Below are 23,310 nucleotides of genomic sequence, written 5' to 3'. Positions count from 1 at the left end.
TTACGGGGTAATCAGGGTGGCGGCAACGGCTTCCAGATCTTCTTTGGCAAGGCTGCTGCCAACCGTCCACTTGTACTTCTTAAAGATTACTTTCTTGCGCGGATGGAATATCTCCGGTATGCAGATAATACCTTCAACCGCAGCTATCCAGAACAGAAAGGTGGTCCCCCTGATGCCGGCAGCCGTCAAAGGCTCCATCACCGTCGATGGGCAAGAGATTATCATCACCAATCCCGACAAGCCGTTATGGCCTGAAGTGGGCATTACCAAACGGATTTATCTGCAAAAGCTGGCCGCCCTCTCCCCCTATCTGCTGCGTTATTCCCGTGACCGGCTGTTGACCGTGATCCGCTATCCGCACGGCGTTCCCGGCATGTCCTTTTATCAGAAAAATGCGCCGGAGCCTTTGCCGGATTTTGTACGTACAGCAACTCACGACAACATTACCTATATTGTCCTGCAAGGGCTGCCGGAGCTGCTCTGGCTGGGAAATTTAGCCGCGCTGGAGTTTCACCCCTCACTGCATTATGTCGGCAGCAGTTTGCCCTGCGAATGGATGATTGACCTGGACCCGTCCCTTGAGGTCGAGCCGCGGATTATGGAAGCGGCGGCTGTTGTAGGGGAGGTACTGCAATCATTGGGGATTGCCTCAGTCCCCAAAACCTCCGGTGCAACCGGAGTGCAGATTATCGTTCCGATCCGGCCCGGAGTCACTTTCGATGGCCTGCGCCGGATCGGGCACTTTGTCGGCCGGTATGTAACTGAGAAACGCCCCGATCTGTTCACGCTGGAGCGGTTGAAGAAGAACCGGGGCGACAATATTTATTTTGATTACCTCCAGCATTACGGGGGCAAAACGCTCGCCGCTCCGTACACGCCCCGTGCCCGGCCGCTGGCTACAGTCTCCACTCCTCTTTTGTGGGAAGAGGTTCAGCACAATGTTTCGCCTGCCGATTTCCATCTGCTCAACATTGAGGAACGCCTGAGCATCATGGGCGATCTGATCTCCAAGGTGCCGCCGCAGCCGGTGGAAGCTCTGATCCCCAAGCTTCCTTGACCCGGAACAAGCAATAAGCCCGCAGATGCCTATCCGGGCTGCGGGCTTATCAGGCGTCCATGGTATGGACAGAAGGTATTATATATGAGAATACGGCGAAGCTGGATAAAGACGCCGATAAGGTTACTCTGATGTTCGTAAATATACCTTCCTTCGGTCAGTGCTCCCCTTGTTACGGGGGCTGCTAATGAATTGCTTTTTTCTTGAAACGGCCGCCCTTCACATCGTGGATATTGCCGATGGCAATAAATGCGTCGGAATCCCAATCCTCAACGATGGATTTAAGCTTCGCTTCTTCCAAACGGGTAATGACTACAAATATAACCTTCTTGTTATCTCCGGAGAAGCCGCCTTCCCCATCCAGATAAGTAACACCGCGTCCGAGACGCTCCGTCAGCGCTTCACCGATATCACGGAATTTATCGCTGATAATCCATACCGATTTCGATTGATCCAGACCCTCAAGCGTAACATCAATCACCTTAAAAGCAATATAGTACGCAATCAATGAGAACATCGCATTATTCCAGCCGAACACAAATCCTGCACCGGAAAGAATAAAAAGGTTGAAGAACATGACTACCTCACCTACGGAGAAGGGGAGCTTCTTCGAAACTAGAATCGCGACAATTTCTGTTCCATCCAGCGATCCTCCGTACCTCACCACAAGACCCACACCCACACCCAGAATAACGCCTCCAAATACTGCGGCCAGCAGCGGTTCGCCGGTCAGCGGGGCAACAGGATGCAGCAGCTGAGTGCCAATGGACATCAGGACTACAGCAAACAGAGTGGATAAGGCAAAGGTTTTACCAATCTGCTTATAGCCGATGACAAGGAACGGCAAGTTAAGCAGAGTCAATATAATCCCCAGGGGAATATGAAAAATATGGGATATCATAATGGAAATACCGGTAATTCCGCCGTCAATCAATTGATTGGGAACGAGGAAAATTTCCAGCGCTACAGACATCATCGCGGCTCCAAGCACCATCATTACGATCCGCTGGATCAGTCTGGCCCGCTTAAAGGCTTCTGATTTCTGAGGTTTTTTCTGCTCCTCATTCGAGAATATTTTCTGGCTTACAGTCATAGAACTCCCCCTATAAAAAGTATAATTAAATTCTTATACCTTTATTATATCATAAAAAAGGGACATTTACGGATGGAACATGTTAGAACCTTCGAAAACACAGGTTTATCTCACTTAATCTGTCATAAAAGCGGTGATAACAGCTGACAAAGACTTTCTATGAGCTTGACATGATTTCCTCTTCTCCGGAAGATTGCCGGCTCAATAAATTCGCTGTGCTGCAAATCCTGTTCAACACTGGCCGCCAGCCCGGCAATCACCTCCGGTCTAAATAGGACTGCTGTCAACTCAAAATTGGAGTAAAAGCTGCGCATATCCAGATTGGCACTGCCCACCGTCCCCAGCAGATCATCGATAATCATCACCTTGGCATGCATAAACCCTTTCTGATAGCGGTAAAATTTCACTCCGGCGTCCTGCAGATTTTCCAGGTATGACAGAGAAGCATAATACACCAGTCTGCTGTCCGGTATAGCCGGGATGATAATCCGCACATCCACACCGCTCAGCACTGCGTTTTTCAACGCCCGGCAGATCGTAGGATCGGGAATAAAATAAGGTGAGGTAATCCATATCCGCTGCTTGGCCGCCACAATTGATGCAAAATACATCTCCTGCGAGGCATCCAGCGCCCCGTCCGGTCCACTGGCAACCACCAGAACAGCCTCTTCCTCTGTGCATTCATGCGCCGGAAAAAACCGGGATGGTTCATCCCCTCACCCGTTGCCAGACGCCAGTCTTTCAGAAAAATATACTGCAGGCTGTAGACCGCATCCCCCTCCAGACGCAGATGGGTATCCCGCCAATATCCCAGCTTCGGATCTTTCCCCAGATAATCATCCCCTATGTTCAAGCCTCCGGTGAACCCTACACGCCCGTCGACCACAATGATTTTCCGGTGATTACGGAAGTTGAACCGGCGGTCCAGCAGGGAGATGAGCGGGGGCAGGAAGAAATGAACCTCCACTCCGGCATTTCTCAGCGTGCGGATAAATCTCCGGCCCAGCTTATGACTGCCGAGACCATCACAGAGCAGACGTACCCTCACCCCCTGGCGCGATTTGCGGATCATAACGTCCTGAAACCGTTCTCCGATCTCATCATCGCGGAAAATATAGAATTCCATATGGATGTTATCCCGTGCCGCTTCCATGGCATCCAGCATTGACTCGAAGGCTTCCCGCCCGTCGAACAGCACTTGGGACTTATTCCGGCCGGTGACCGGAATCTCGGACAGCCGGGAGAGCAGGTGCAGCAGTTCTTTGTAATCTGCAAAATGCGGATTTCCGCTATCTGCCGCATCTGCTACAAGCTTTATTTTACCGGACAGATGGGCGCGGATTTCCCGGAACAACGAAATACATCTTTTGTCCAGCTTGCGGCTCTGCCAGTAATCCCGGCCAAAAAAATAATAGAACAGCAGACCAAGCGGCGGACAGCAGAAAGCAATAAACAGCCAGGCCAAGGCTCTTTGCGGGCGGCGGAATTCAAGCAGAAGGATGACAGCAATCTGTAGAATAAAAAGACATAGAATTAACGCAAATATTTTCACTTCTTCACCCTCCCGGATATTTTTTATAGTAGGCCACCGCCCGTTGCATTCCGGCTTCCCCTTCGGAAAATCCATGCTTCCGCCTTTGAATTCAGGCCGATTCTAGTACAGCTTTTGCCTGAAGTCTCCTTCTTTATTCAAGCAAACCGTTGTCATGTTCCCTACAAAGATGGAATACATAGAGTAGTAGGACGATTCGGATAAGCCAGCGTAACAAAAGGCCTCAGTGAACACAAGGCGGCTGCACGAGCCGCAGGAAGGAGAAGCTATGAAGAAACAGCCCGATCATAACCGGATCACGCTGCTCGTTGTCCGCGAAGCCGGGCGTCCGGTAAGACAGCTTCAGCTATCCAAACCGCTCGCTCTGGTGCTGCCGGCCGCAGCGGCCCTTTCTCTCTCCAGTCTGGTCACCTCCATGCATTTTCATGCCTCCCGCTCCATATCCGAGCTGGAAGCGGAAGCTGCGGCACTGTCCCTGACCAATTTGCGGATGGAAATGAAGGTTGCCGATAAGGATAAAGCCCTATTGCAGCTCCGCAGTCAGGTAACCGAGCTATCGGAGGAAGCAGACCAGATCAAAGAGAAGCTGAAAAGTGTCAGCGAATTGGAGCAGCAGCTCCAGTCACTTATTGACAAAGACAGCAGTGCGGCCTCCGGCAGCAAGAAAGAAACCTCTGCCTCCAAGACCTCCGCCTCCGCAGGCAACCTGCATGAAGCCTCTGTGGCTACAGCTACAGCGGCACCATCCAGTCTGACAGGCTTACCCGGCAGTCCGCCTATTGCCGTCTCTCCCGCCTCTGCCTCTGCCGCTCCCGTGCTGTCTGCCGTGCAGTTCCGGCTGGAAGCGATGCCGGCTGCGCTTGACGGTACGGTCACTCCGCAGGTCGGCGGAGAATATATCGCGGTCTACCAGAATGATCCCCTGGCGCTGGTACGGGAGACGAAGGACGACTATGAGGAAATCCGCAGTATGCTGGATGAAATGATGAGCAGTATCACTTCAACCATTACAGAGGCCCAAAAGGCAAATACCGCCAAAGCCAACCTGCAGGCCAAACAGGCACGCGCCGAACAAGCCCGGCTGGCACCGGCGGTCCTATGGCCTACACAATCCAAGGTTATTACCTCCAGCTTCGGCTACCGTTCTGACCCTTTTAAGGGAGTATCGGCCTATCATTCCGGCATTGATATTGCCGGCAGCATCGGTGATCCTATTTATGCAGCAATGGACGGCGTGGTCACTGCCGCCGAGCAAATGGGCGCACGCGGCAAATATATTATTCTCCAGCATGACAACGGACTGGAGACCTGGTACATGCATTTGAACACAATGCTTGTTGCCCCGGGCACCAAGGTCAGCAAGGGCCAGAAGATCGCCCTGCTCGGCAATACCGGACGCAGCACAGGACCGCATCTTCATTTCCAGGTAGTCAAACAAAACAGGCCGGTCAATCCCTTGGGTTATGTACAGCCATAAGCCGGGAACTGGAATAAATTGAAGGAGGATGAGAGCATGTGGGGAAAAATAAACTGCAAATGCCAGCAAAGTCCACCGACTCCTTAATCGGGCACGGCGGAACTTTGGAGGGCAAATTGAACTGCGACACCAATTTACGGATCGAGGGCAATTTCAGCGGGGAAATCCACTGCCAGGGAACGGTTACTGTCGGTGAACAGGGAACTGTCCGTTCCAGTATCAGAGCACAGGATATCATTATTGCAGGCAAAGTCTACGGGGATGTGATTGCTGACCAGCGGCTGATGATGACAGACACCGGACAGCTGCATGGCAATATTCTGGCCGGCAGCTTAAGCATCATGGAGGGCAGTGTGCTCAACGGCTCCGTTGCCATGGCCGAAGAGCCCGCCACAGAAAAAGCAGGCGGACTTCAGAAAAAAGAGCAGGCGGACAAAGCCGGCAAACGCGGCTCCAAACAAGCAGAAACGGCTTAGCCGCGGGAACATGTCAATTGTTATATTGGCACAAAACGCCTTGAAGCAGGCTGATGCGGAATCAGCCCGGGCTACGCGGCAACGTCTCTTTTACGGAATACAATCCATGACACCAGCATGAATATCAGATAATAGACAGCGAGCACCACGAGAGCGAATCCCAGCGTGGACCCGCCTGGACCCTTGTCTGTCATCAAATAGCCATGCAGATCCATGTGGGTGAAGATCAGGTATTTGGCCCACTCGTAACGCTCAGGGCTGAAGATTACCGTGATAATATCCTTGGCGAACATAATGAACAGCGACAATCCGATGGCCAGCCCGCTTGCCCGGAACACACTGGAAACCATGAAGGCCAGCGCAGCGGTGATAAACAGCTCGGCATAGCTGCACAGGATGCCCAGGAACGTGTACTCTGCCGGACTCCAATCTGAGACGGAAGCTCCTCCAAGCCCGGAAGAAGACGAGAATATCAGCGCCGACACATATCCGAAAACGATCAGCACAGCAGTGCTCAGCAGGCTGAACAGGATCAGGGAAATATATTTGGACAGCAGTATTTTGGAACGGCTCCAAGGGCGGATCAGCAGCAGCTTAATCGTTCCCCAGGAAAATTCGCCCGCCACGGAGTCGGAAGCGATCACCACAGTAAAGATCGTATTCAGGAAGAAAGAAACACTCACGGTCGTCTGGAAGCTGTTCCACAGTTCTGTTGTGGAGGGATCGCTGCTGGTATAGTAGAACAATGCCGGAAACAGTGCGCTCATCACCGCCAGAATAATCAGCATAATCCATGTGCGTATACGACTGTAGATTTTGACGTTCTCATTATGTATGAGAGCCGCGAAATTACCCAATGCCTTCACCTCCGGTGATTTCCAGGAATTGATCCTCCAGTGAACGGGACAGCACCCGAATACCGTAGACCTTAATTCCGCCCGTTACCAGCTTCGCATTCAGCTCCGCGATCACTTCGCGGTCCGCTGCGACGGCAACTCCCCCATCCTTCAGCACCCCGGTCCCCATCAGGGCCAGCGCTGCTTCAGGATCACTAACCTCAAACAGCGTCTCGCCGCCAGGCAGTATTTCAGCCCCTACTGCTTTGAGCTGCTTCACGTCAATCAATTTGCCGTTCTGGATGATCGCCACCGAGTCACACATCAGCTCCATCTCGGACAACAGATGGCTGGAGACGAACACCGTAGTTCCCTCTTCCTGGCACAAACGGCGCAAATAATCACGCAGCTCGCGAATCCCCTGCGGATCAAGGCCGTTCGTCGGCTCATCCAGAATCAGGAGCTTCGGACGGTGCAGCAGCGCCTGGGCTACCCCCAGCCGCTGGCGCATTCCCAGCGAATAAGTTTTCACCTTGTCATGAATCCGCTGCCCCAGCCCGACCAGCTCTACAACCTCATGAATCCGCTTCTTATTCACACCGGGAACCATACGCGCGTATTGGCGCAGATTCTGGTATCCGGTCAGGAACTTGTACATCTCCGGATTCTCTACGATCGCTCCTATATTCGCCACAGCTTCTTCAAAATGATCTTTAATGCTGCGGCCGCAAATCAGAATATCCCCGCGGCTGATCGAGATCAGTCCGACCATCATGCGAATGGTGGTTGTTTTGCCGGCACCATTCGGCCCGAGGAATCCAAAGATTTGTCCGGGCGGGATATCAAGCGTCAAGTCGCTGACCAGCGTCTTGCTGCCGATTTTTTTGGTTACACCCATAAGACTCGCAACGGGCTTTACCACTTCTGCCGTGTTCGGCATGGTCTCACTTCCTTTCGTTGGTGTATATAAAATAATTGATAGTAGCGCAATTGAGGTGGTTGCCGTAACTGCGGTGAATGTTTGGACTTCCGGCCGCTGTTGTCTCCAGATGTTTTTGATTATATCGCTGTTAGCGGATAACATCCGGAGACAAAGGCGGTCGCTATCGCTCCTCCAGTTCCAAACTTCCCCTCCATTACTTACACCTCATTGTTGTTCATCAATCCATTTTATATGGGTTTTATTCTACCACAACTTCCCTTTTTCCTGAAAACCGGAAAAAAGTGCAGCAATAGTAAAAGGGACAACCTCCCTCCGGTTAAGGAGGGAATGTTGTCCCTTTAGATCAGCCAGCCAAGATAGCTGTTTGCATTACGGGGCGGTTAGCCGCCAACACGGGCAAGCTCGCGCATATTCGCTTCGAACGCAGCCATCAGGGCGGCTTCGCCGGTCAAGCCGGTCTGTTCCACCTTGCGGATCTGCTCCATCATCCGTTTGTAATCCTTCGGAATAACACGGACAAATTTCGGCAGGGCCTCATCCCATGCATCGAGGATGCGTTGTCCGGCATTGCTGCCGGTAAGCGCGGTATGACGCGTAATCAGACCCTGAAGCTCAGCAATTTCCTCTGGCTCCTCTACGCGCTCCAGAAGTACCATTTCCAGGTTGCAGCGCTTGATGAACGTATTGTCCAGATCGTATACGTAGGCGATGCCGCCCGACATGCCTGCCGCAAAGTTGCGTCCGGTCGCGCCAAGCACAACCACACGGCCGCCGGTCATGTATTCACAGCCATGGTCGCCTACACCTTCAACAACCACGTTTGCTCCGGAGTTGCGGACGGCGAAGCGTTCTCCGGCAATGCCGCTGATATATGCCTCACCACTGGTAGCCCCGTACAGCGCCGTGTTCCCGATGATGATATTGTCCTCAGCAGCAAAGGTCGCCTGGGCGGATGGCTTAATGATCAGCTTCCCGCCGGAAAGCCCTTTGCCGACATAGTCATTGGAGTCGCCTTCAACGGTGATGGTGATTCCCTTCGGCACAAATGCGCCCAGACTCTGTCCCGCCGAACCGGTGAAGTACAGACGGATTGTATCATCCGGGAGGCCAGCAGCACCGTATTTGCGTGTCAGCTCGCTGCCCAGGATCGTACCAACCGCACGGTTGACGTTCGTGATCGGCAGGGAAGCTTCAACCCCGGTGCCGGATTCCAGAGCCGGTACGGCCAGGTCCAGCAGCTTCGACACATCCAGTGTTTCCTCTAGGCCGTGATTCTGGCGCTTACTGTTGAAGCGCGTGCTTCCTTCCGGCATAGCCGGGGTGTGCAGCAGGCTGCTCAGGTCGACGCCTTTCTTCTTCCAATGACTGGAGGCCTTCACTGCATCCAGGCAATCGGTGCGGCCAACCATTTCTTCGATGGTGCGAAAACCAAGCTCCGCCATAATCTCGCGGAGATCCTGTGCCACAAAGGTCATGAAGTTCACGACATGCTGCGGATCACCGGTGAAGTTCTTGCGAAGCTCCGGATTCTGTGTGGCTACGCCAACCGGACAGGTATCCATTTGACATACCCGCATCATGATGCAGCCTACAGCTACAAGCGGAGCAGTGGCAAAACCGTATTCTTCAGCACCCAGCAGCACAGCGACAGCGAGGTCGCGTCCGCTGAGCATCTTGCCGTCTGTTTCGAGTACGACACGGTCGCGCAGATTGTTCAGCATCAATGTCTGATGGGTTTCGGCCAGACCCAGCTCCCAAGGCAGACCGGCATGGCGGATGGAGTTCATCGGCGATGCGCCGGTACCGCCATCGTAGCCGCTGATCAGGATAATATCGGCACGGCCTTTGGCTACCCCGGCGGCAATCGTTCCGACACCGACCTCAGACACGAGCTTAACATTAATGTTCGCACGGGGATTGGCATTCTTCAGATCGTAGATCAGCTCAGCCAGATCCTCAATGGAATAGATATCGTGATGCGGCGGCGGGAGATCAGACCTACACCCGCTGTGGAGCCGCGCACTTCGGCTACCCAAGGATATACCTTGCGGCCTGGAAGCTGTCCGCCTTCACCCGGCTTCGCGCCCTGCGCCATCTTGATTTGAATCTCGTCGGCGTTCACCAGATAATTCGAGGTCACCCCGAACCGTCCCGATGCAACCTGCTTGATTGCACTGCGGCGGGAATCGCCGTTGCTGTCCGGAGTAAAGCGGGCCGGATCTTCTCCGCCTTCACCGGTATTGCTCTTGCCCCCGATGCGGTTCATAGCAATCGCCAGCGTCTCATGCGCTTCCTTGCTGATCGAGCCGAAGGACATAGCGCCGGTCTTGAACCGTTTCATGATCGATTCTGCAGATTCAACCTCATCCAGCGGAACCGGTGCATTCACAGGCTTGAACTGGAGCATGGAACGCAGGGTCTGATGCTTCTCGCTTTCGCCTTGCACCAGTGCAGCATACTTCTTGTACAGCCCGTAATCGCCGCTTCGCACGGAATGCTGCAGCAGATGAATGGTCTGCGGGTTGAACAGATGCTCTTCCCCGTCGCTGCGCCACTGGTATTCACCGCCGGAATCGAGCACCTTGTCATTGCCGTCCTTGTCTGTGAAGGCCCGGTAATGATGCGCAAGCGACTCCGCTGCCACTTCTTCCAGGCCGATGCCGCCAATGCGGGAAGGCGTCCAGGTAAAGTAACGGTCCACGAATTCCGCATTCAGGCCTACAGCTTCAAAAATCTGTGCGCCGCGGTAGGATTGAATCGTCGAGATGCCCATTTTGGACAGTATTTTTACTACGCTTTTTGTCGCAGCTTTAATATAATTCTTCACAGCCTTCTCATGCGAGATTCCGCGCAGCAAGCCTTGGCCAATCATGTCGTCGAGACTCTCAAAAGCGAGATACGGGTTAACCGCACTTACCCCATAGCCAAGCAGCAGCGCATAATGATGTACTTCACGCGGTTCACCGGACTCCAGCAGGATGCTGACCTTGGTGCGCGTTCCCGAGCGGATCAGGTGGTGATGCAGGCTGGAAACGGCCAGCAGTGCGGGAATAGCAGCATTCTCACGGTCTACGCCGCGGTCGGACAGAATCAGAATGTTATGTCCTTTGGCCATTACGCGGTCAGCAGCTTCATTCATCCGCTCCAGAGCGATGCGCAGCCCTTCCGCTCCAAGCTCAGCCGGGAACAGAATCGGAATCGACATCGACTTGAACCCTGCACGGCGGACATGGCGGATTTTCGCAAAGTCCTCATTGGAGAGGATTGGTGAATCCAATGAAATCTGCCGGCAGCTTTCCGGTTCCGGCTTGAGCAGGTTGCGCTCAGGTCCGATGGTTGTAGCTGTGGAAGTAACCAGCTCTTCACGAATCGCATCGATCGGCGGATTGGTTACCTGGGCGAACATTTGTTTAAAATAGTTATAAAGACGCTGTGGCCGGTCCGACAGTACGGCCAATGGGGCATCATAGCCCATCGAGCCGACAGCCTCAGCACCGGTGGAAGCCATAGGCTCCAGAACCTTGCGCAGATCCTCAAAGGTATATCCGAAGGACTGCTGCAGCTGCTGCACATTGTCATGCTTCGGATTCGGCAGCTCCGGCGCATCAGGAAGCTCGTCGAGGCCGATCAGGTGCTCATCCAGCCACTGGCGGTATGGCTGCTCGGAAGCGATAGCGGCTTTGACCTCTTCGTCGGAAATGATCCGGCCTTCCTTCGTGTCCACCAGCAGCATGCGTCCTGGTCTCAAACGGTCTTTGTATAGTACGTCCTCAGCAGGGATATCAAGCACGCCTGCTTCCGAGGATAGAATAATCAGATCATCTTTGGTTACATAATAACGCGCCGGGCGCAGGCCGTTGCGGTCAAGGATCGCACCGATCTGAACGCCATCAGTGAAGCCCATTGCGGCCGGTCCATCCCACGGCTCCATCAGCGTGCTGTGGTATTCATAGAATGCCTTCTTCTTCTCGTCCATGCTGTCATGGTTGCTCCAAGGCTCAGGAACCATCATCATGGCCACATGCGGCAGGGAGCGTCCGCTGAGGTACAGGAACTCGAATGTGTTGTCGAACATGGCCGTATCGGAGCCGTCAGGATTCACTACCGGCTTGATCTTGCCCAGGTCTTCCCCGAACACTTCACTCTTGAACAGCGACTGGCGCGCATGCATCCAGTTCACGTTGCCGCGCAGAGTATTAATTTCGCCGTTGTGAATCATGAAACGGTAAGGATGCGCGCGTTCCCAGCTCGGGAACGTGTTGGTGCTGAACCGGGAGTGAACGAGGGCAATCGCCGATTCCAGCTTCTCATCCTGCAGATCCAGATAGAACTGTCCTACCTGTGCAGTAGTCAGCATGCCTTTGTATACGATCTTTCGACAGGACATGCTAGGCACATAGAAGGATTCACTCTCTTCTGCCCCGCCGTAGCGGATGGAGAGCTCGGCGCGTTTGCGGATGACATACAGCTTCCGTTCAAACGCCAGATCGTCCTTAATGCCTTCGGAGCGTCCGATAAATACCTGGCGCACATAAGGCTTGGCCGCCTTGGCCGTCTTGCCCAGCATCTCGTCAAAGGTAGGTACATCGCGGTAGCCGAGCACCTGCTGTCCTTCCTCAGCAATAATCCCGCTGAGGAGCGCTTCATGGCGGGCCCGGATCTCCTCGTTGTGAGACAAAAAGATCATTCCCACGCCATAATGCCCCGGCTCAGGCAGTTCAAAGCCAAGCTTGCTGGCTTCTCCGGCAAAGAAACGGTGCGGAATTTGCAGCATAATACCGGCTCCGTCACCTGAGTTTGGTTCTGCTCCCTGGCCTCCCCGATGCTCCATGTTGAAGAGCATAGTCAAAGCGTTACTTACAATATCGTGGGACGGCTTGCCTTTGATATGGGCGACAAACCCCATTCCGCAGGCATCCTTTTCGAATTGGGGATCGTACAGGCCCTGTTTGGCGGGCAGTTCAGTGTGTCTCATTGTACGCAACCTTTCTATTATAAAGTAGACGGATTTCAGGAAAAATTTTCAGTGGGAATTCTTAATAAATATTCAAGACAGATTGGTTATATCATTTTATCATCGACCTGACATGAGCGCAATTTAAACTTTTTTATGAGCTTGATTAACAAATGCTTTTGCGTTACAGCTTTAGTGAATAGAAGCGTAAAAAATCTTAGTTATGCATAAATATGCATCAACAACGAATAAGAACTTATTCGATGAAAACGCTGCATTCATTTTCCTGACACATTCATGGCACTTTTTAGCCTGTTTTGATCCTTGAATATACAGAAACATAAGGATAATTTATTTTCCCGCAGTATATAAATTATATTTTAAGAAAAACACTTCTATTAGTAGAGTCTGGGTGCTGATTCCCTAGTACATGAATCCTACGGCAACTCTTTAAGTGGAAAAAGGGACACTAATTTGCCGGAGTACCCATCCCTCGGGCAGATGAAGTGGAAAAAGGGACACTAATTCAGCTCATTTCACCATTGGACCAGAAATGTGGCCCGATTAGGTGTACTTTTTCCACTTCACTCTCAGGATTTCTTAATTTCCGTAAAAATAAGTTCCCTTTTTCCAACTAGTACCTGCGAAGAAGCCGGTAAAGATGGATCGCCCTATTCCTTTGCGATTGATCCGCAGCCGTTACGGACAGGAGAGCCGTTATGGATAGAAGATTCGGCTATTCCGCAGGACTACGGACTCAGATGCCTTTATTTGTCCCTCTCCCCTTGATTCCAGGCTCGATCGAACGATATAACGGCTCCTGAGTCCGTAACTGTAGATAAAGTAAGATTTTTAGCAAAATAAGGGCTCCTCTGTCCGCATCAGTCCGCGGATGGAGCCCTATCCTCCTGCATCGCGTATATTCCTGTGAGGCTTCCAAGATATCCACATTTTTTCACACTGTATTACAGTTAAAGGGGGAAGGCAGTTTCCCCAAAACATATAAATTCTTTGAACAAAAGAGCGCCCCGGAATGGAGCGCTCTTGTTTGTTTTTCTGTAGTTTGTTTTTCTGTAGTTTGTTTTTCCTGTAAACAGCTTGCTGTTATACAGTCAATACTTGTTCATTCTTCACGGCGACTTCACTATCCCGGTCACGGGTTATGAAGTAGGTGAAGGTAAAGGCCAGGAATACGACTCCGTAAATGGCCAGCAGGCCGGCGTCGCTCCACATTGCGCTGAAATCGCCGGTGGAAATTACAGCCTTGAAGCCTTTGACACTGTAGGTCATAGGCAGCAGCGGGTTGAAGAATTTCATCCAGGACGGAATCAGCTCAAGCGGGAAGGTTCCTGCGCTTGTGGTCAACTGGAAGATCAGTATAACAATAACAACGAACCGTCCAGGCTGATCCATCCAGGTAACAATGGCCTGGATCATCCACATAAAGGCGATGCTTGTAATGAAGGTAAAGGCAAAGAACAGCGGAACATTCTGTACATTCAGGCCCAGTCCATACAGAACAATAATGGCAGCCATCAAGGACTGGAGCACACTCATCATCGAGAAGGTAAGCGTGCGGCTGATGAAGCGGTTGAACCGGCTGGCGCCGATAACCTCAGAGTCGCGCATCGGAATGACCAGAGTGCAGATCAATGCGCCAACGAACAAACCTAGAGACAGGAAGTACGGGGCAAAGCCTGTGCCGTAGTTCGGCACCGCACTCACTTTTTGCTCTTCAATCTGTACCGGCTGGGCGAACATGGATACAAGCGCATCGCTTGAGTTCACTGAGCTGGTCTGCGCAGCGGCATCGCCGAGCTTCGTTGCCAGCTCGCCGGAGCCGCTCTTCAGGTCATCCAGTCCATCCTTAAGCTGTCCGGCTCCATCGCTGAGCTTCTTCGAGCCGTCTGCTACAGAGCTGAGGCCGCTGCTCAGCTGTCCGGCTCCGGCCAGCAGCTTCGTTGTTCCGGCTTCAAGCGTTTTGCTGCCGGCAGCCAGCTTGGCGCCGCCTGCTGCAGCTTCGTTCAGCTTCGCGCCGAACTGCTTCATGCCTGCGGCCAGCTTGCTGCCGCCGGTTTCCAGCGCTCCGGCTCCGGCCAGGAGCTGCTTTTGTCCATCCAGCAGCTGTGTGCTGCCGGCATTCAGTTGCTGCGCTCCGTCATGCAGCTGGGTCACACCGGCATCCAGCTGCTGCGAACCGGCGTGCAGTTGGTTTGCCCCTTGCACCAGCTGCTCCTGGCCGCTGTGCAGCGCAGTTGCGCCCTCAAGGAGCTGCTGCTGGCTCTGATCCAGCTGTGCGGTACCTTGGGCAACCGCGGCGCTTGCCGCCAGCAGCTTCTGCACATCCGGGCTTGCCGCCAGCTGCGGATTTGATTTGGCCAGCTGCTGCAGGCCATCCGCTACCGCTTTAGCGCCTGCGCTGGTCTTCGCGCTGCCATCCTTCGAAGCCTGAAGTCCGGCAGCCAGCTTCGCGCTGCCGTCCACGGAAGAGGTAAGTCCTGCGGCAAGCTTCGCACTGCCGTCGACAACAGACTGGGTACCGGCTTGAAGCTTAGCCGTTCCATCCACCGCAGACTTCGTGCCTGCTTGCAGCGCGGCTGCTCCGGCTGCCGTCTTCTGTAATCCGGCGTTCAGCTGTTTGCTGCCTGCTGCCGTCTGGGATACGCCGTCCTGGAGCTGCTTATGCGCTGCGGACAGCTGCTGAAGTCCGCCCGCAAGCGTGCTGCTGCCTGTATGTAATGCAGCAGCACCGGTGTTCAGATCCGCTACACCCTTTGTCAGCGGGGCTGCACCATCCAGCAGCTTGCCGGTACCTTCGGTCAGCACAACCAGATTATCTTTCAGCTTGAGCGCACCGTCATCCAGCTTGGAGGCACCGTCCGCAATCTTGGTGGCACCGTCTCCCGCTTCGCCAAGGCCGCTTCCGATATCTTTGATTTTGTCAAAAACAGAAGTGGTATAAGCTTCGGTAATTTTGGCGGATACTTTAGTCTTGATATCTTTTACAGCCGTACCGCCGATTTGACCGGCCAGGAAGTTGTAGCCTTCATTTGGCTCATAAATAATTTTGGCTGGCTTCGGATCTGCTTCCAGCAGGGTGGTGGCACTCTCGGAGAAATCTTCCGGAACCACAATAGCCATATAGTAGGTGTTATCCTTCAAACCGGACTCAGCCTGCGCCCGGGTTACAAAGTTCCATTTGAACCCGTCGGTCTTCTTCAGCTCTGTCACCAGGTCATTCCCTGCTGCAAGCTTCGTGCCTTCATAGTCGGCACCTTTATCTTCATTGACTACTGCGACAGGCAGCTCATTCATTTTGCCGTACGGGTCCCAGAATGCCTTCAGGAACAATCCGCTGTATAGCACCGGAATGAACAGGACGACAAACATAGGAATCAGCACCTTGGGTTTCTTGAGCGCTGCGCCCAGGTCCTTGGCAAATACGGATAAAGATTTCATTCTGGTTCTCTCCTTCTGATCATATGCTCTCTTTAAAATGCTATAAACTGTTTTAAGGATGCGGTTCTTTTGAAAACTTGCAGTAACACCGAATGACTGTTTTACCCAATTGGTCAATTGAGAGCAAATAAAAACTCCTACCGGAGTCGGTTGAAGCTGCCCGTTTCACAAGTGATGAAGCTACTCTGCAAGCCCCTCTGCCAGAAACAGATGAAAATAGGATTTGATCTGCTCCTTCGTTAAGGGGACATGTACACTGCTCAGTTCAGCTGTAAGCACAATATACAATCTGAACATCACCAGCGATACAATCTTGGGTTCACAGGGCTTGACTTCCCCCTGGGTTATCGCATGCTCCACCTCCCGCTCCAAGTATTCCAATACGACGTTCTCAATCTTGTCGAGTCCTTCATTAGCCTGTGGGGTTCCGAAATCACGGCTTTCCTGGGACAGCTTGATGAACAACTCATGTTCACTGCGGAATTCCAGCAGGGCATCCAGAACATGGTGCAGATTGTCAAAAAAAGACCGTTCCCGCTTGATTTCCCGCTCAGCGATCAACTTCATATCCATTATGACATCACGGAGAATCTCATCAAACAACTGTTCCTTGTTCGTAAAAAAGGTGTAGATGGTTCCTTTGCCGACATTGGCGATCTTAGCGACCTGGTCCATTGTAGTCGCCTTGTAGCCAAATAATGAAAAAGACTTGGTCGCTGCCTGGAGTACCTGCTGCCTTCGATCTACCACAGCCACCTGCGCACTTCCTCTCTTTCTGAATTTGTGCAGTCACCGCAATGTGACTGTTTTACCATTTCGGTCAATCGGTCAATACCCACTTTATCACTTTGTCTCCGCATTTGCAATACTTGGGCGCAATCTTTATTTTTTTATTTTTGCAGGGTTTTAACTTTCTATTTACGTCTTATTTGTATAATGTGAGAAAAGAAGCAATTTCCCTAGTATAATGTAAGAGAAGATTTATCCTACCCATGAAAGAAAGTAGCAGGTGAACTTATGCGAAAGAAAAGAGTACTGCTGTTTTCGGAAGGCTTCGGTACGGGCCATACAGGGGCAGCCTATGCTCTGGCCGAAGGATTAAAGCGGCTTAGCCCGGATGTGCAGTGCAGGGTGATTGAGCTTGGCAAATTCCTTAATCCTACGGTCGCTCCCTGGATTCTTTCAGCTTACCGCAAAACAGTCAGCAGCCAGCCGAAACTGGTCGGCATGATGTATAAGACCCAATATCATAAATCTCTGAACCGGTTGACCAAGCTGGCGCTTCACCGGATTTTTTATACACATGCCTCACAGGTCATTGAGCAGCTTAAGCCCGATCTGATTATTTGTACGCACCCTCTTCCAGCTGCGGTCATTTCCCGGTTGAAACGTCAGGGCCTGGATGTGCCTATGTATACGCTGATTACAGATTATGATGCACACGGAAGCTGGATTAATGACGAAGCGAACCGCTACCTGGTGTCCACTTCCCGGGTCAAGGCGATTCTCACCGGACGCGGCGTGTCCCCGGAGAAAGTAGCGGTTACCGGTATTCCCCTGCACCCCAAATTCTGGGAGCGTTCGAACAAAACACTGCTCCGCAAGGAACTGGGACTGGCCGATATCCCCACAGTACTGATTATGGGCGGCGGCTGGGGGCTCATGTTCGGGAAGGAAGTTATGAACTCGCTCACTGCGCGGATGGATGATATTCAACTGGTCTTCTGCATGGGCAGCAACGAAAAGCTCGTAGCCAAAATGCGGGCCAATCCGCTCCTGAATCATCCCAATGTAAAGATTCTGGGGTACACCAGCGAGATTAACAAGCTGATGGACGCCTCCGATCTGCTGATTACCAAACCCGGCGGAATGACTTGTACGGAAGGCCAGGCCAAGGGCATTCCGATGCTTTTTTACAGCGCCATTCCCGGCCAGGAGGAGAAGAATTGCCAATACTTCGTAGAACTGGGGCTGGCTGAAGAGCTGGATTCGGATGTGGTGGACAAATGGTTCTCACTGCTGCTGCGTGAATACGCAGGCCTGGAGGAGCTGCGCAGACGCCGGATCGCCCCGGACCGCCAGCAGCCAAGCCACTGCGCATCCACCGTACTGCAGCTGCTGGGCAAGCCAGGCGGAATGTCTCCGGAGCCTCGCGGCTCACTGGCGGCTGTAGCCGCAGCTGCCGCAGCCCAGCCGCGGAATGAAGAAGCGGTGTATATTACTCCTTAAGCGAAGAGACAACTTCTGCAGTCCAATCAAAAACGGTACCGGCCATCACAGGCCGGTACCGTTTTTGATTGGTAATACAGGCGGCTTAATTCCGCCTCCTTCTATACGCCTGCCTCATAGCCAGGTTAAGCTGCGCTTGACAGATACTTCTACAGAACCCTCCATAGGGTTTCTTCAAGGCCGCCGGGATGGCGGATATGCGCAGGTATAATGCTGCCACAAGCGCAGGTTTTTCCGTTATATAGGTGGCCGGCTTATGAAGCAGCCAGTCCATTTATTTATAAAAAGTATGATTGCCGATCGTTTTAGCATACTGTCTGGAGTGATGTACCGTAAGATCCTGGGCAAGCTTCAGCGACAGGAAGAAATACGTATCGTCCGTTACCGCTTTGATTCCGGAGAGTGCGGCGGTTACGGCTTTGATCGAGTCTGCGTTTGGCTTCACACGCTTAAGACGCCCGTTGGCCACAGGACTGAATTGACTCTTCTGATAGATCACATCATGTATGGTGTCGGGAAAATTGGCTGACCGCAGCCGGTTCAGAACAACGTTGGCGACTGCCACTTTGCCCTGGTACGGTTCGCCTTCTGCTTCTGCCATAACGATTTTTTGCAGCAGTAGCAGGTCTCCTTCGGATACCGCGTAGGTCCAGGTCGCTTGATCCCGCTGATCCTGGCTTAATAGCTTTGTCCGAGAGAAGAACAATTGTGTGGGGGGATGTTGCTGAATTGCCGTTTTTCTCGTAATTACGGTCTGGCTCCCCTTAGCCGCCGCCGTCTTGGCCGCTTGCTGCGCCACGGGCGGAGTTGACTTCACCACAACTGCCTTTTGCCGGAGAATATCAGTCTTGGCGGCTGCGCCTTGCGGCTTCAGTCTATCCAGACTGCTCCATTCTGCGGTTTGCCTGATCTTCTGGGTTTGGACCAGATAGGCGGCTGTGGTGTAGAGCATGGGTCCCGAGGAACTTTTGGTCCTCAGCGAAGCTGTCGAGGCTTGACTGGAGCTTGTCCGGTCAGATGCGTGAGCGTTCGGCTGCAACGGATTCATTTGTACTGTATCTTTGCCCTTGGCAGGACCTTCAAGGCCCATCAGGCTTATCGCAGAGAAACACACTAGAATAACGCCAACAAGCAGCGCAATACAGCGGTTTTGTTTGAAAATTACCATTATTTACCTCCTATTTTACGGCACACTCCTATTGTATGTAACCGAAAATGGAAGCTTTGAAAACTTTCTTGCCGATTTTCTATCAGAAAAATGTAAATTTTTCGATCATTTCATACATAGGAATGGCATGCATCCTGGTAGCATACACCACAAAACCGTCTACCGTCCAGTCCGCGATGTCAGTTTCTTCCTCTTCCAAGGCCTCCTCAGCCCGTAAAAGAGCAAGTTTTTCCAGACTGAAAGGCAGCTCATCCCGGTATTTGCGGGCCAAGGTAAGATGAGGTTTAAATTCTCTCGTTTCGGGTATAAAGCCAAGAGGACGGGTAACGGAAATCACACGCTTTTGAAGATCCTTCAGCTTTTGCGTTTCACCTGAAATCCCCGCCCAGAGCACCTTTGGCGACTCCGGACGCCCAAAAATCCCCCACTCCGAAAGCTGCAATTGAAAAGACGGGCAAGCTGCGGGAATCTCCTTCAAAGCTTCGAGCAGGCCGGGAATCGAACGTTTCGGGGTATCTCCGAGAAATTGCAGGGTAATGTGATAATCCTCAGAATGTGTCCATTTGGCAAAATTCAGTTTACCCGATAAAACTCTGCGTTCTTTTTCCAATTTTTCACACAGCACAAAAGGAAGCTTTAGCGCAATGAACAGCCGCTCCCTTTCGGCTTCAGACACCTTACGTTCCATTTCAATTTCACCTTTCAGGACAGATTTGTTATCCTTATTCTATACAGAATCAGCCAGCTCTATTAAATAGTATTACGGAGGGAATCCTATTGACGAAATCCATCGTTTGTTTGCAGAAACTATCACACCGGCAGCAGGACTTAATCCGTGACGCCGCCCCAGGCTATACACTGACCCTGGGTGACGGCAAGACGCCTGATCTTGCACAGCTCGCCGAAGCCGAAATTGTCATCGGCTGGGGCAAGGGGATTAGCGATACGCTGCTGAGCGCCGAATCTCCGCTGCGCTGGGTACAGACCTGGTCCGCTGGAGTGGAGAAGCTTCCTCTGGCAGCCATGGAGAACAAAGGAATTCTGTTAACCAACGCCAGCGGTGTGCACGCCGAACCGATTACGGCGGTAATCTTCGGCTTCATGCTGCTCTTCACCCGGAATCTGCATACAGCTGTGCGCAACCAGTTGAACCGCAAGTGGCACTCCGAAGGCAGCGAGAGCGAGCTGACCGGCAAAACCGCCGTCATTGCCGGTACCGGCTCCATCGGCAGCGAAACGGCCAGAATCGCCAAAGCCTTCCGGATGACAACCATAGGTGTAAGCCGCTCCGGCAAGCCGGCTGAAGGCTTCGATGAGGTCTATACCACTGACCGGCTTCAGGATGCTGTGAGCCAGGGGGATTTCCTGATCAACACCCTGCCGCTTACCGATGAGACGCGGCTTATGTTTGGCGCGGACATTTTTGCAGCCTGTAAGCAGAGCTCCTATTATATCAATATCGGCCGCGGGGCCACAACCGATACCCAAGCTCTGATGGATGCCTTGAACAGCGGACATTTGGCTGGTGCCGGGCTGGACGTGTTTGAGACGGAGCCGCTGCCGGGAGACCATCCGCTGTGGGGAATGGAGCAGGTCGTCATCACGCCGCACTGTGCGGGGGTCACTGACCGTTATGCCGACCGGGTAGTTGAGATTTTTACAGAAAATATGAAATCCTATTTGAAATCAGGAACTCCTTCACGTAATCTCGTAGACTACAGCCGCCAGTATTAAGCGGAGGAACGCTTGACCGCCAGTGCTTCAACAACGGCATTTCTGCCGTTGTTTCGGAGCAAACTGACCTAGAGCGGTTCAATAACGGCATTTCTGCCGTTACTTTAGAGCAAACTGACCTAGAGCGGTTCAATAACGGCATTTCTGCCGTTGTTTCGGAGCAAACTGACCGGCGGCGCTCCATCAACGGCATTTCTGCCGTTGTTTTCGTACAGATTCGTCTTGGGACGATCCAAACCATAACCACCTGTACTTCAAGTTTGCATGCTTATCGAAGATCATGAGCACACTTTTTCCATTCAGATATCCCATAAAACTCGGGACGCTCATTTTCAGTGGAATACTCACCAGCATATGAATATGATCGGGCATGAGGTACCCTTTGATAATCTCTACTCCTTTGCAGCCACAGAGCTGCTTAGGATATCTCGGATACTTTCTTTGTATTGATTGTAGATCACCTTTCTTCTATACTTTGGGGTGAATACGATAGGGTACTTGCACATCCATTTGGGTTGTGCCATGCCTTCTCTGGCTTGTGCCACAAAAACCACCTTCTCCTTTCGTTAGACATAGCAGCTTGAACACTCCTATTATAACGATCGCATCAGGTGGTTTTTGGCTATAAGCATCACTACACCACCCGCATAGCAGGTGGTTTTTTGTTTCGCACGCTTCGTGTACTCAGCTGGCTAATGCCAGAACAAAACAGCTACGCCGTCGTTGACAGGATAAAGTAACCGTTTTGGATTTCAGTTTAGCGCTGCCTGAAGGAACCCTGTATGGACCATCCGGCAATTCCAAGTGGAAAAAGGATCACTAATTTGCTCAATTATCCTATTCTCCACTTCAATCTCTCATTTGTAGATTTGGAGGAGAAATAAGTTCCCTTTCTCCAGCTAAATATTTGAACGGCCAGAAACTCGCATTCTATCCTGAAATAACGATGTCCGATTCTTACGACATTATTATGGAAGCCTCGAATTTTGCGAAGCCGAATTGAGTGACTTCTCCAAGATTTCATCGTCTTATGTGCCGCCATGGGGCGGCATGAATGTCTATTGCATTCTCTACAGCAGAATAACCCGTAAATCAGTCGAAAGGCTCCATCAATTGCACTCTGTACATTAGAATCCGCTGGAAAGGCTGTTTTGGGCTCGATATCCGAAAATCTGCTGCACTAAATACAGCAGAAGGCGGTTCAACACAGAACAATAAGAATTCTATTGCACGAAGTGCAGTCATGCAAAGAGTCCATTGTGGTTATTCCACGTGAAGACTACGGTTTACTAGTACAATCTCCATAGCCCTGCTTACCTGATAACTCTGCTTACCCGATAGCTCTGCTCACCTGATAACTCTGCTTACCCGATAGCCCTGCTTACCCGATAGCCCTGCTTACCCGATAGCACTGCCCACCTGCTTCTCCACCAGCGCCGGTCGGAAAAAGGCGGCCGAACCCGACTAATCTCCACCTCTTTGGGTGAATTCACTAAATTCACGTCGACTCATCCCCAACGTTGTACATATTCATATCTACAAAGAAGGGAAATCGTAATTTCCTAGACAACAAAAAACCCCCGTGCGGCCGCACGGGGTGTAATGTAGGCAAAAAGTTAAGAGGTAGTTTCAGTGTTTGAAAAACTTCAGGAATTGAAAAACAACAGCGCAAAAGCCTCGGTGATCAGACAAGCAGTTAACGAACGGGCGTGTAGCGGAGCACCACGACGCCGGAGCCAAAGGGTCTGGTCTCGGCCAGTTTCAGATTAAGTCGGTCACGAACTCCCCCAATAATTGGGGGCCACGTCCGGCAACGATTGGCTGTACCAGGAAGTGATACTCATCCACCAAGCCTAGCTGTGCCAGGGTGGAACCGAGGCCGGGACCGCCGTTAACGACTAGGTTCTTCCCTTCTGCCGTAAGCTGTGGCACCTCCTCGGAAACAGGCCCCTTCAACAAGAATGAGTTCTGCCACGACATGTGATCCAGCGTCCGCGAGAAGACGTACTTAGGTTTCTGATCGAGCTTGCGTGCGAAGTCGACCATGAATTGAGGTCCGTCGCCGCTGCTGGCAATGGCTGGCCAAGCACTTTCCATCAGCTGGTAGATTTTACGTCCGAAAAGCAGACCATCGGACGGGTCCATCAGGTCCACCGTATACTGGTGGAGCTCCTCATCCGCAATCACCTGCGTGTGGTCACAGCAACCGTCCAGTGTCACATTCATCATCAGGATTACATGTCCCATATGCAGCCTCCTTTTGTCTGCATTTTATCATCCACACGCAGGCCCGGTTTCTCATAGATTGCTAATGTGCACAGTCCGGGCCCTA

15 protein-coding genes and 3 pseudogenes are annotated in these 23,310 nt (G+C 52.1%); 5 read left to right on the top strand and 13 right to left on the bottom strand.

What is annotated here, in order from left to right; genetic code table 11:
• Entirely contained in the window at positions 1-198 is a 198-nt protein-coding gene (locus JI735_RS14350; RefSeq protein ID WP_202677502.1) for a hypothetical protein, read from the bottom strand.
• Here JI735_RS14350 and ligD point away from each other — a divergent pair.
• The gene (gene ligD, locus JI735_RS14345) at positions 173-1,057 is read left to right on the top strand and encodes a non-homologous end-joining DNA ligase (protein ID WP_039835272.1); all 885 of its coding nucleotides are present in this window, start codon (positions 173-175) and stop codon (positions 1,055-1,057) included. The two genes, JI735_RS14350 and ligD, sit on opposite strands and share 26 nt — an antisense overlap.
• A gap of 184 nt (positions 1,058-1,241) precedes the next feature.
• Here ligD and JI735_RS14340 read toward each other — a convergent pair whose 3' ends face one another.
• Complete coding sequence (locus JI735_RS14340) at positions 1,242-2,150, bottom strand: YitT family protein (protein WP_039835271.1); 909 nt, start codon at positions 2,148-2,150, stop codon at positions 1,242-1,244.
• A gap of 122 nt (positions 2,151-2,272) precedes the next feature.
• Positions 2,273-3,702, bottom strand: a pseudogene (cls, locus tag JI735_RS14335) (cardiolipin synthase).
• 268 nt (positions 3,703-3,970) lie between these two features.
• On the opposite strand from cls, the gene JI735_RS37320 reads away from it, so the two are divergent.
• Positions 3,971-5,179 carry a M23 family metallopeptidase gene (locus JI735_RS37320; RefSeq protein WP_202677501.1) on the top strand — a complete coding sequence of 403 codons (1,209 nt, stop codon included), beginning with the start codon at positions 3,971-3,973 and terminating at the stop codon, positions 5,177-5,179.
• Positions 5,180-5,217: 38 nt separating this feature from the next.
• Positions 5,218-5,655, top strand: coding sequence for a bactofilin family protein (locus JI735_RS14325; RefSeq protein ID WP_233476404.1), 438 nt, complete (start codon positions 5,218-5,220; stop codon positions 5,653-5,655).
• A gap of 71 nt (positions 5,656-5,726) precedes the next feature.
• On the opposite strand, the gene JI735_RS14320 is transcribed toward JI735_RS14325, so the two are convergent.
• The 6 genes and pseudogenes from JI735_RS14320 to JI735_RS14300 all read right to left on the bottom strand — a co-directional run bounded on the left by JI735_RS14320 (position 5,727) and on the right by JI735_RS14300 (position 16,603).
• A complete protein-coding gene (locus JI735_RS14320; RefSeq protein ID WP_039835268.1) occupies positions 5,727-6,512 on the bottom strand; it encodes an ABC transporter permease in 786 nt (261 codons plus the stop codon).
• On the bottom strand, positions 6,505-7,431 hold the full coding sequence (locus JI735_RS14315; protein ID WP_039835267.1) for an ABC transporter ATP-binding protein: 927 nt from the start codon (positions 7,429-7,431) through the stop codon (positions 6,505-6,507). The genes JI735_RS14320 and JI735_RS14315 overlap by 8 nt, the downstream gene beginning before the upstream one ends.
• A 383-nt stretch (positions 7,432-7,814) precedes the next feature.
• Positions 7,815-8,747 (bottom strand): GltB/FmdC/FwdC-like GXGXG domain-containing protein, encoded by a 933-nt coding sequence (locus tag JI735_RS37810; protein WP_411830122.1) that lies wholly within the window; start codon positions 8,745-8,747, stop codon positions 7,815-7,817.
• A 171-nt stretch (positions 8,748-8,918) separates the two neighbouring features.
• Positions 8,919-12,340, bottom strand: a pseudogene (gltB, locus tag JI735_RS14310) (glutamate synthase large subunit); the annotation flags it as partial.
• 1,152 nt (positions 12,341-13,492) lie between these two features.
• Positions 13,493-15,847, bottom strand: coding sequence for a YhgE/Pip domain-containing protein (locus tag JI735_RS14305; RefSeq protein WP_202677500.1), 2,355 nt, complete (start codon positions 15,845-15,847; stop codon positions 13,493-13,495).
• A gap of 180 nt (positions 15,848-16,027) precedes the next feature.
• Entirely contained in the window at positions 16,028-16,603 is a 576-nt protein-coding gene (locus tag JI735_RS14300) for a TetR/AcrR family transcriptional regulator (RefSeq protein WP_039789156.1), read from the bottom strand.
• A 261-nt stretch (positions 16,604-16,864) separates the two neighbouring features.
• Between JI735_RS14300 and JI735_RS14295 the strand changes: the two genes are divergently transcribed.
• Positions 16,865-18,076, top strand: a complete 1,212-nt coding sequence (locus tag JI735_RS14295) for an MGDG synthase family glycosyltransferase (RefSeq protein ID WP_202677499.1) — start codon at positions 16,865-16,867, stop codon at positions 18,074-18,076.
• Between the two features lie 274 nt (positions 18,077-18,350).
• Here the strand turns inward: JI735_RS14295 and JI735_RS14290 are convergent, their stop codons facing one another.
• Together JI735_RS14290 and thpR are read right to left on the bottom strand one after the other, a co-directional pair.
• A complete protein-coding gene (locus JI735_RS14290; protein WP_039835261.1) occupies positions 18,351-19,244 on the bottom strand; it encodes a cell wall hydrolase in 894 nt (297 codons plus the stop codon).
• 82 nt (positions 19,245-19,326) lie between these two features.
• On the bottom strand, positions 19,327-19,932 hold the full coding sequence (gene thpR / locus JI735_RS14285; protein WP_039835260.1) for an RNA 2',3'-cyclic phosphodiesterase: 606 nt from the start codon (positions 19,930-19,932) through the stop codon (positions 19,327-19,329).
• Positions 19,933-20,021: 89 nt separating this feature from the next.
• Here thpR and JI735_RS14280 point away from each other — a divergent pair, with 89 nt between their 5' ends.
• On the top strand, positions 20,022-20,978 hold the full coding sequence (locus JI735_RS14280) for a D-2-hydroxyacid dehydrogenase (RefSeq protein ID WP_202677498.1): 957 nt from the start codon (positions 20,022-20,024) through the stop codon (positions 20,976-20,978).
• Between the two features lie 183 nt (positions 20,979-21,161).
• Here the strand turns inward: JI735_RS14280 and tnpA are convergent.
• Both tnpA and JI735_RS14270 read right to left on the bottom strand, forming a co-directional pair.
• Positions 21,162-21,484: pseudogene (gene tnpA / locus JI735_RS14275) on the bottom strand (IS200/IS605 family transposase).
• Positions 21,485-22,739: 1,255 nt separating this feature from the next.
• Entirely contained in the window at positions 22,740-23,225 is a 486-nt protein-coding gene (locus JI735_RS14270; protein ID WP_233476403.1) for a dihydrofolate reductase family protein, read from the bottom strand.
• Between the last annotated feature and the right edge of the window lie 85 nt (positions 23,226-23,310).

It is taken from the genome of Paenibacillus sonchi, assembly GCF_016772475.1.
Lineage (GTDB): Bacteria > Bacillota > Bacilli > Paenibacillales > Paenibacillaceae > Paenibacillus_AQ > Paenibacillus_AQ sonchi.
This window is presented reverse-complemented; position numbering and strand designations above follow the sequence as displayed.

Bases quoted from the DNA above. Each gene is read 5' to 3' on its own strand.
- ligD (WP_039835272.1), top strand. From the start codon at position 173: ATGCCGGCAGCCGTCAAAGGCTCCATCACCGTCGATGGGCAAGAGATT.
- JI735_RS14350 (WP_202677502.1), bottom strand. From the start codon at position 198: ATGGAGCCTTTGACGGCTGCCGGCATCAGGGGGACCACCTTTCTGTTC.
- JI735_RS14340 (WP_039835271.1), bottom strand. From the start codon at position 2,150: ATGACTGTAAGCCAGAAAATATTCTCGAATGAGGAGCAGAAAAAACCT.
- JI735_RS37320 (WP_202677501.1), top strand. From the start codon at position 3,971: ATGAAGAAACAGCCCGATCATAACCGGATCACGCTGCTCGTTGTCCGC.
- JI735_RS14315 (WP_039835267.1), bottom strand. From the start codon at position 7,431: ATGCCGAACACGGCAGAAGTGGTAAAGCCCGTTGCGAGTCTTATGGGT.
- JI735_RS37810 (WP_411830122.1), bottom strand. From the start codon at position 8,747: ATGCCGGAAGGAAGCACGCGCTTCAACAGTAAGCGCCAGAATCACGGC.
- JI735_RS14305 (WP_202677500.1), bottom strand. From the start codon at position 15,847: ATGAAATCTTTATCCGTATTTGCCAAGGACCTGGGCGCAGCGCTCAAG.
- JI735_RS14295 (WP_202677499.1), top strand. From the start codon at position 16,865: ATGCGAAAGAAAAGAGTACTGCTGTTTTCGGAAGGCTTCGGTACGGGC.
- JI735_RS14290 (WP_039835261.1), bottom strand. From the start codon at position 19,244: ATGGTAATTTTCAAACAAAACCGCTGTATTGCGCTGCTTGTTGGCGTT.
- thpR (WP_039835260.1), bottom strand. From the start codon at position 19,932: ATGGAACGTAAGGTGTCTGAAGCCGAAAGGGAGCGGCTGTTCATTGCG.
- JI735_RS14270 (WP_233476403.1), bottom strand. From the start codon at position 23,225: ATGGGACATGTAATCCTGATGATGAATGTGACACTGGACGGTTGCTGT.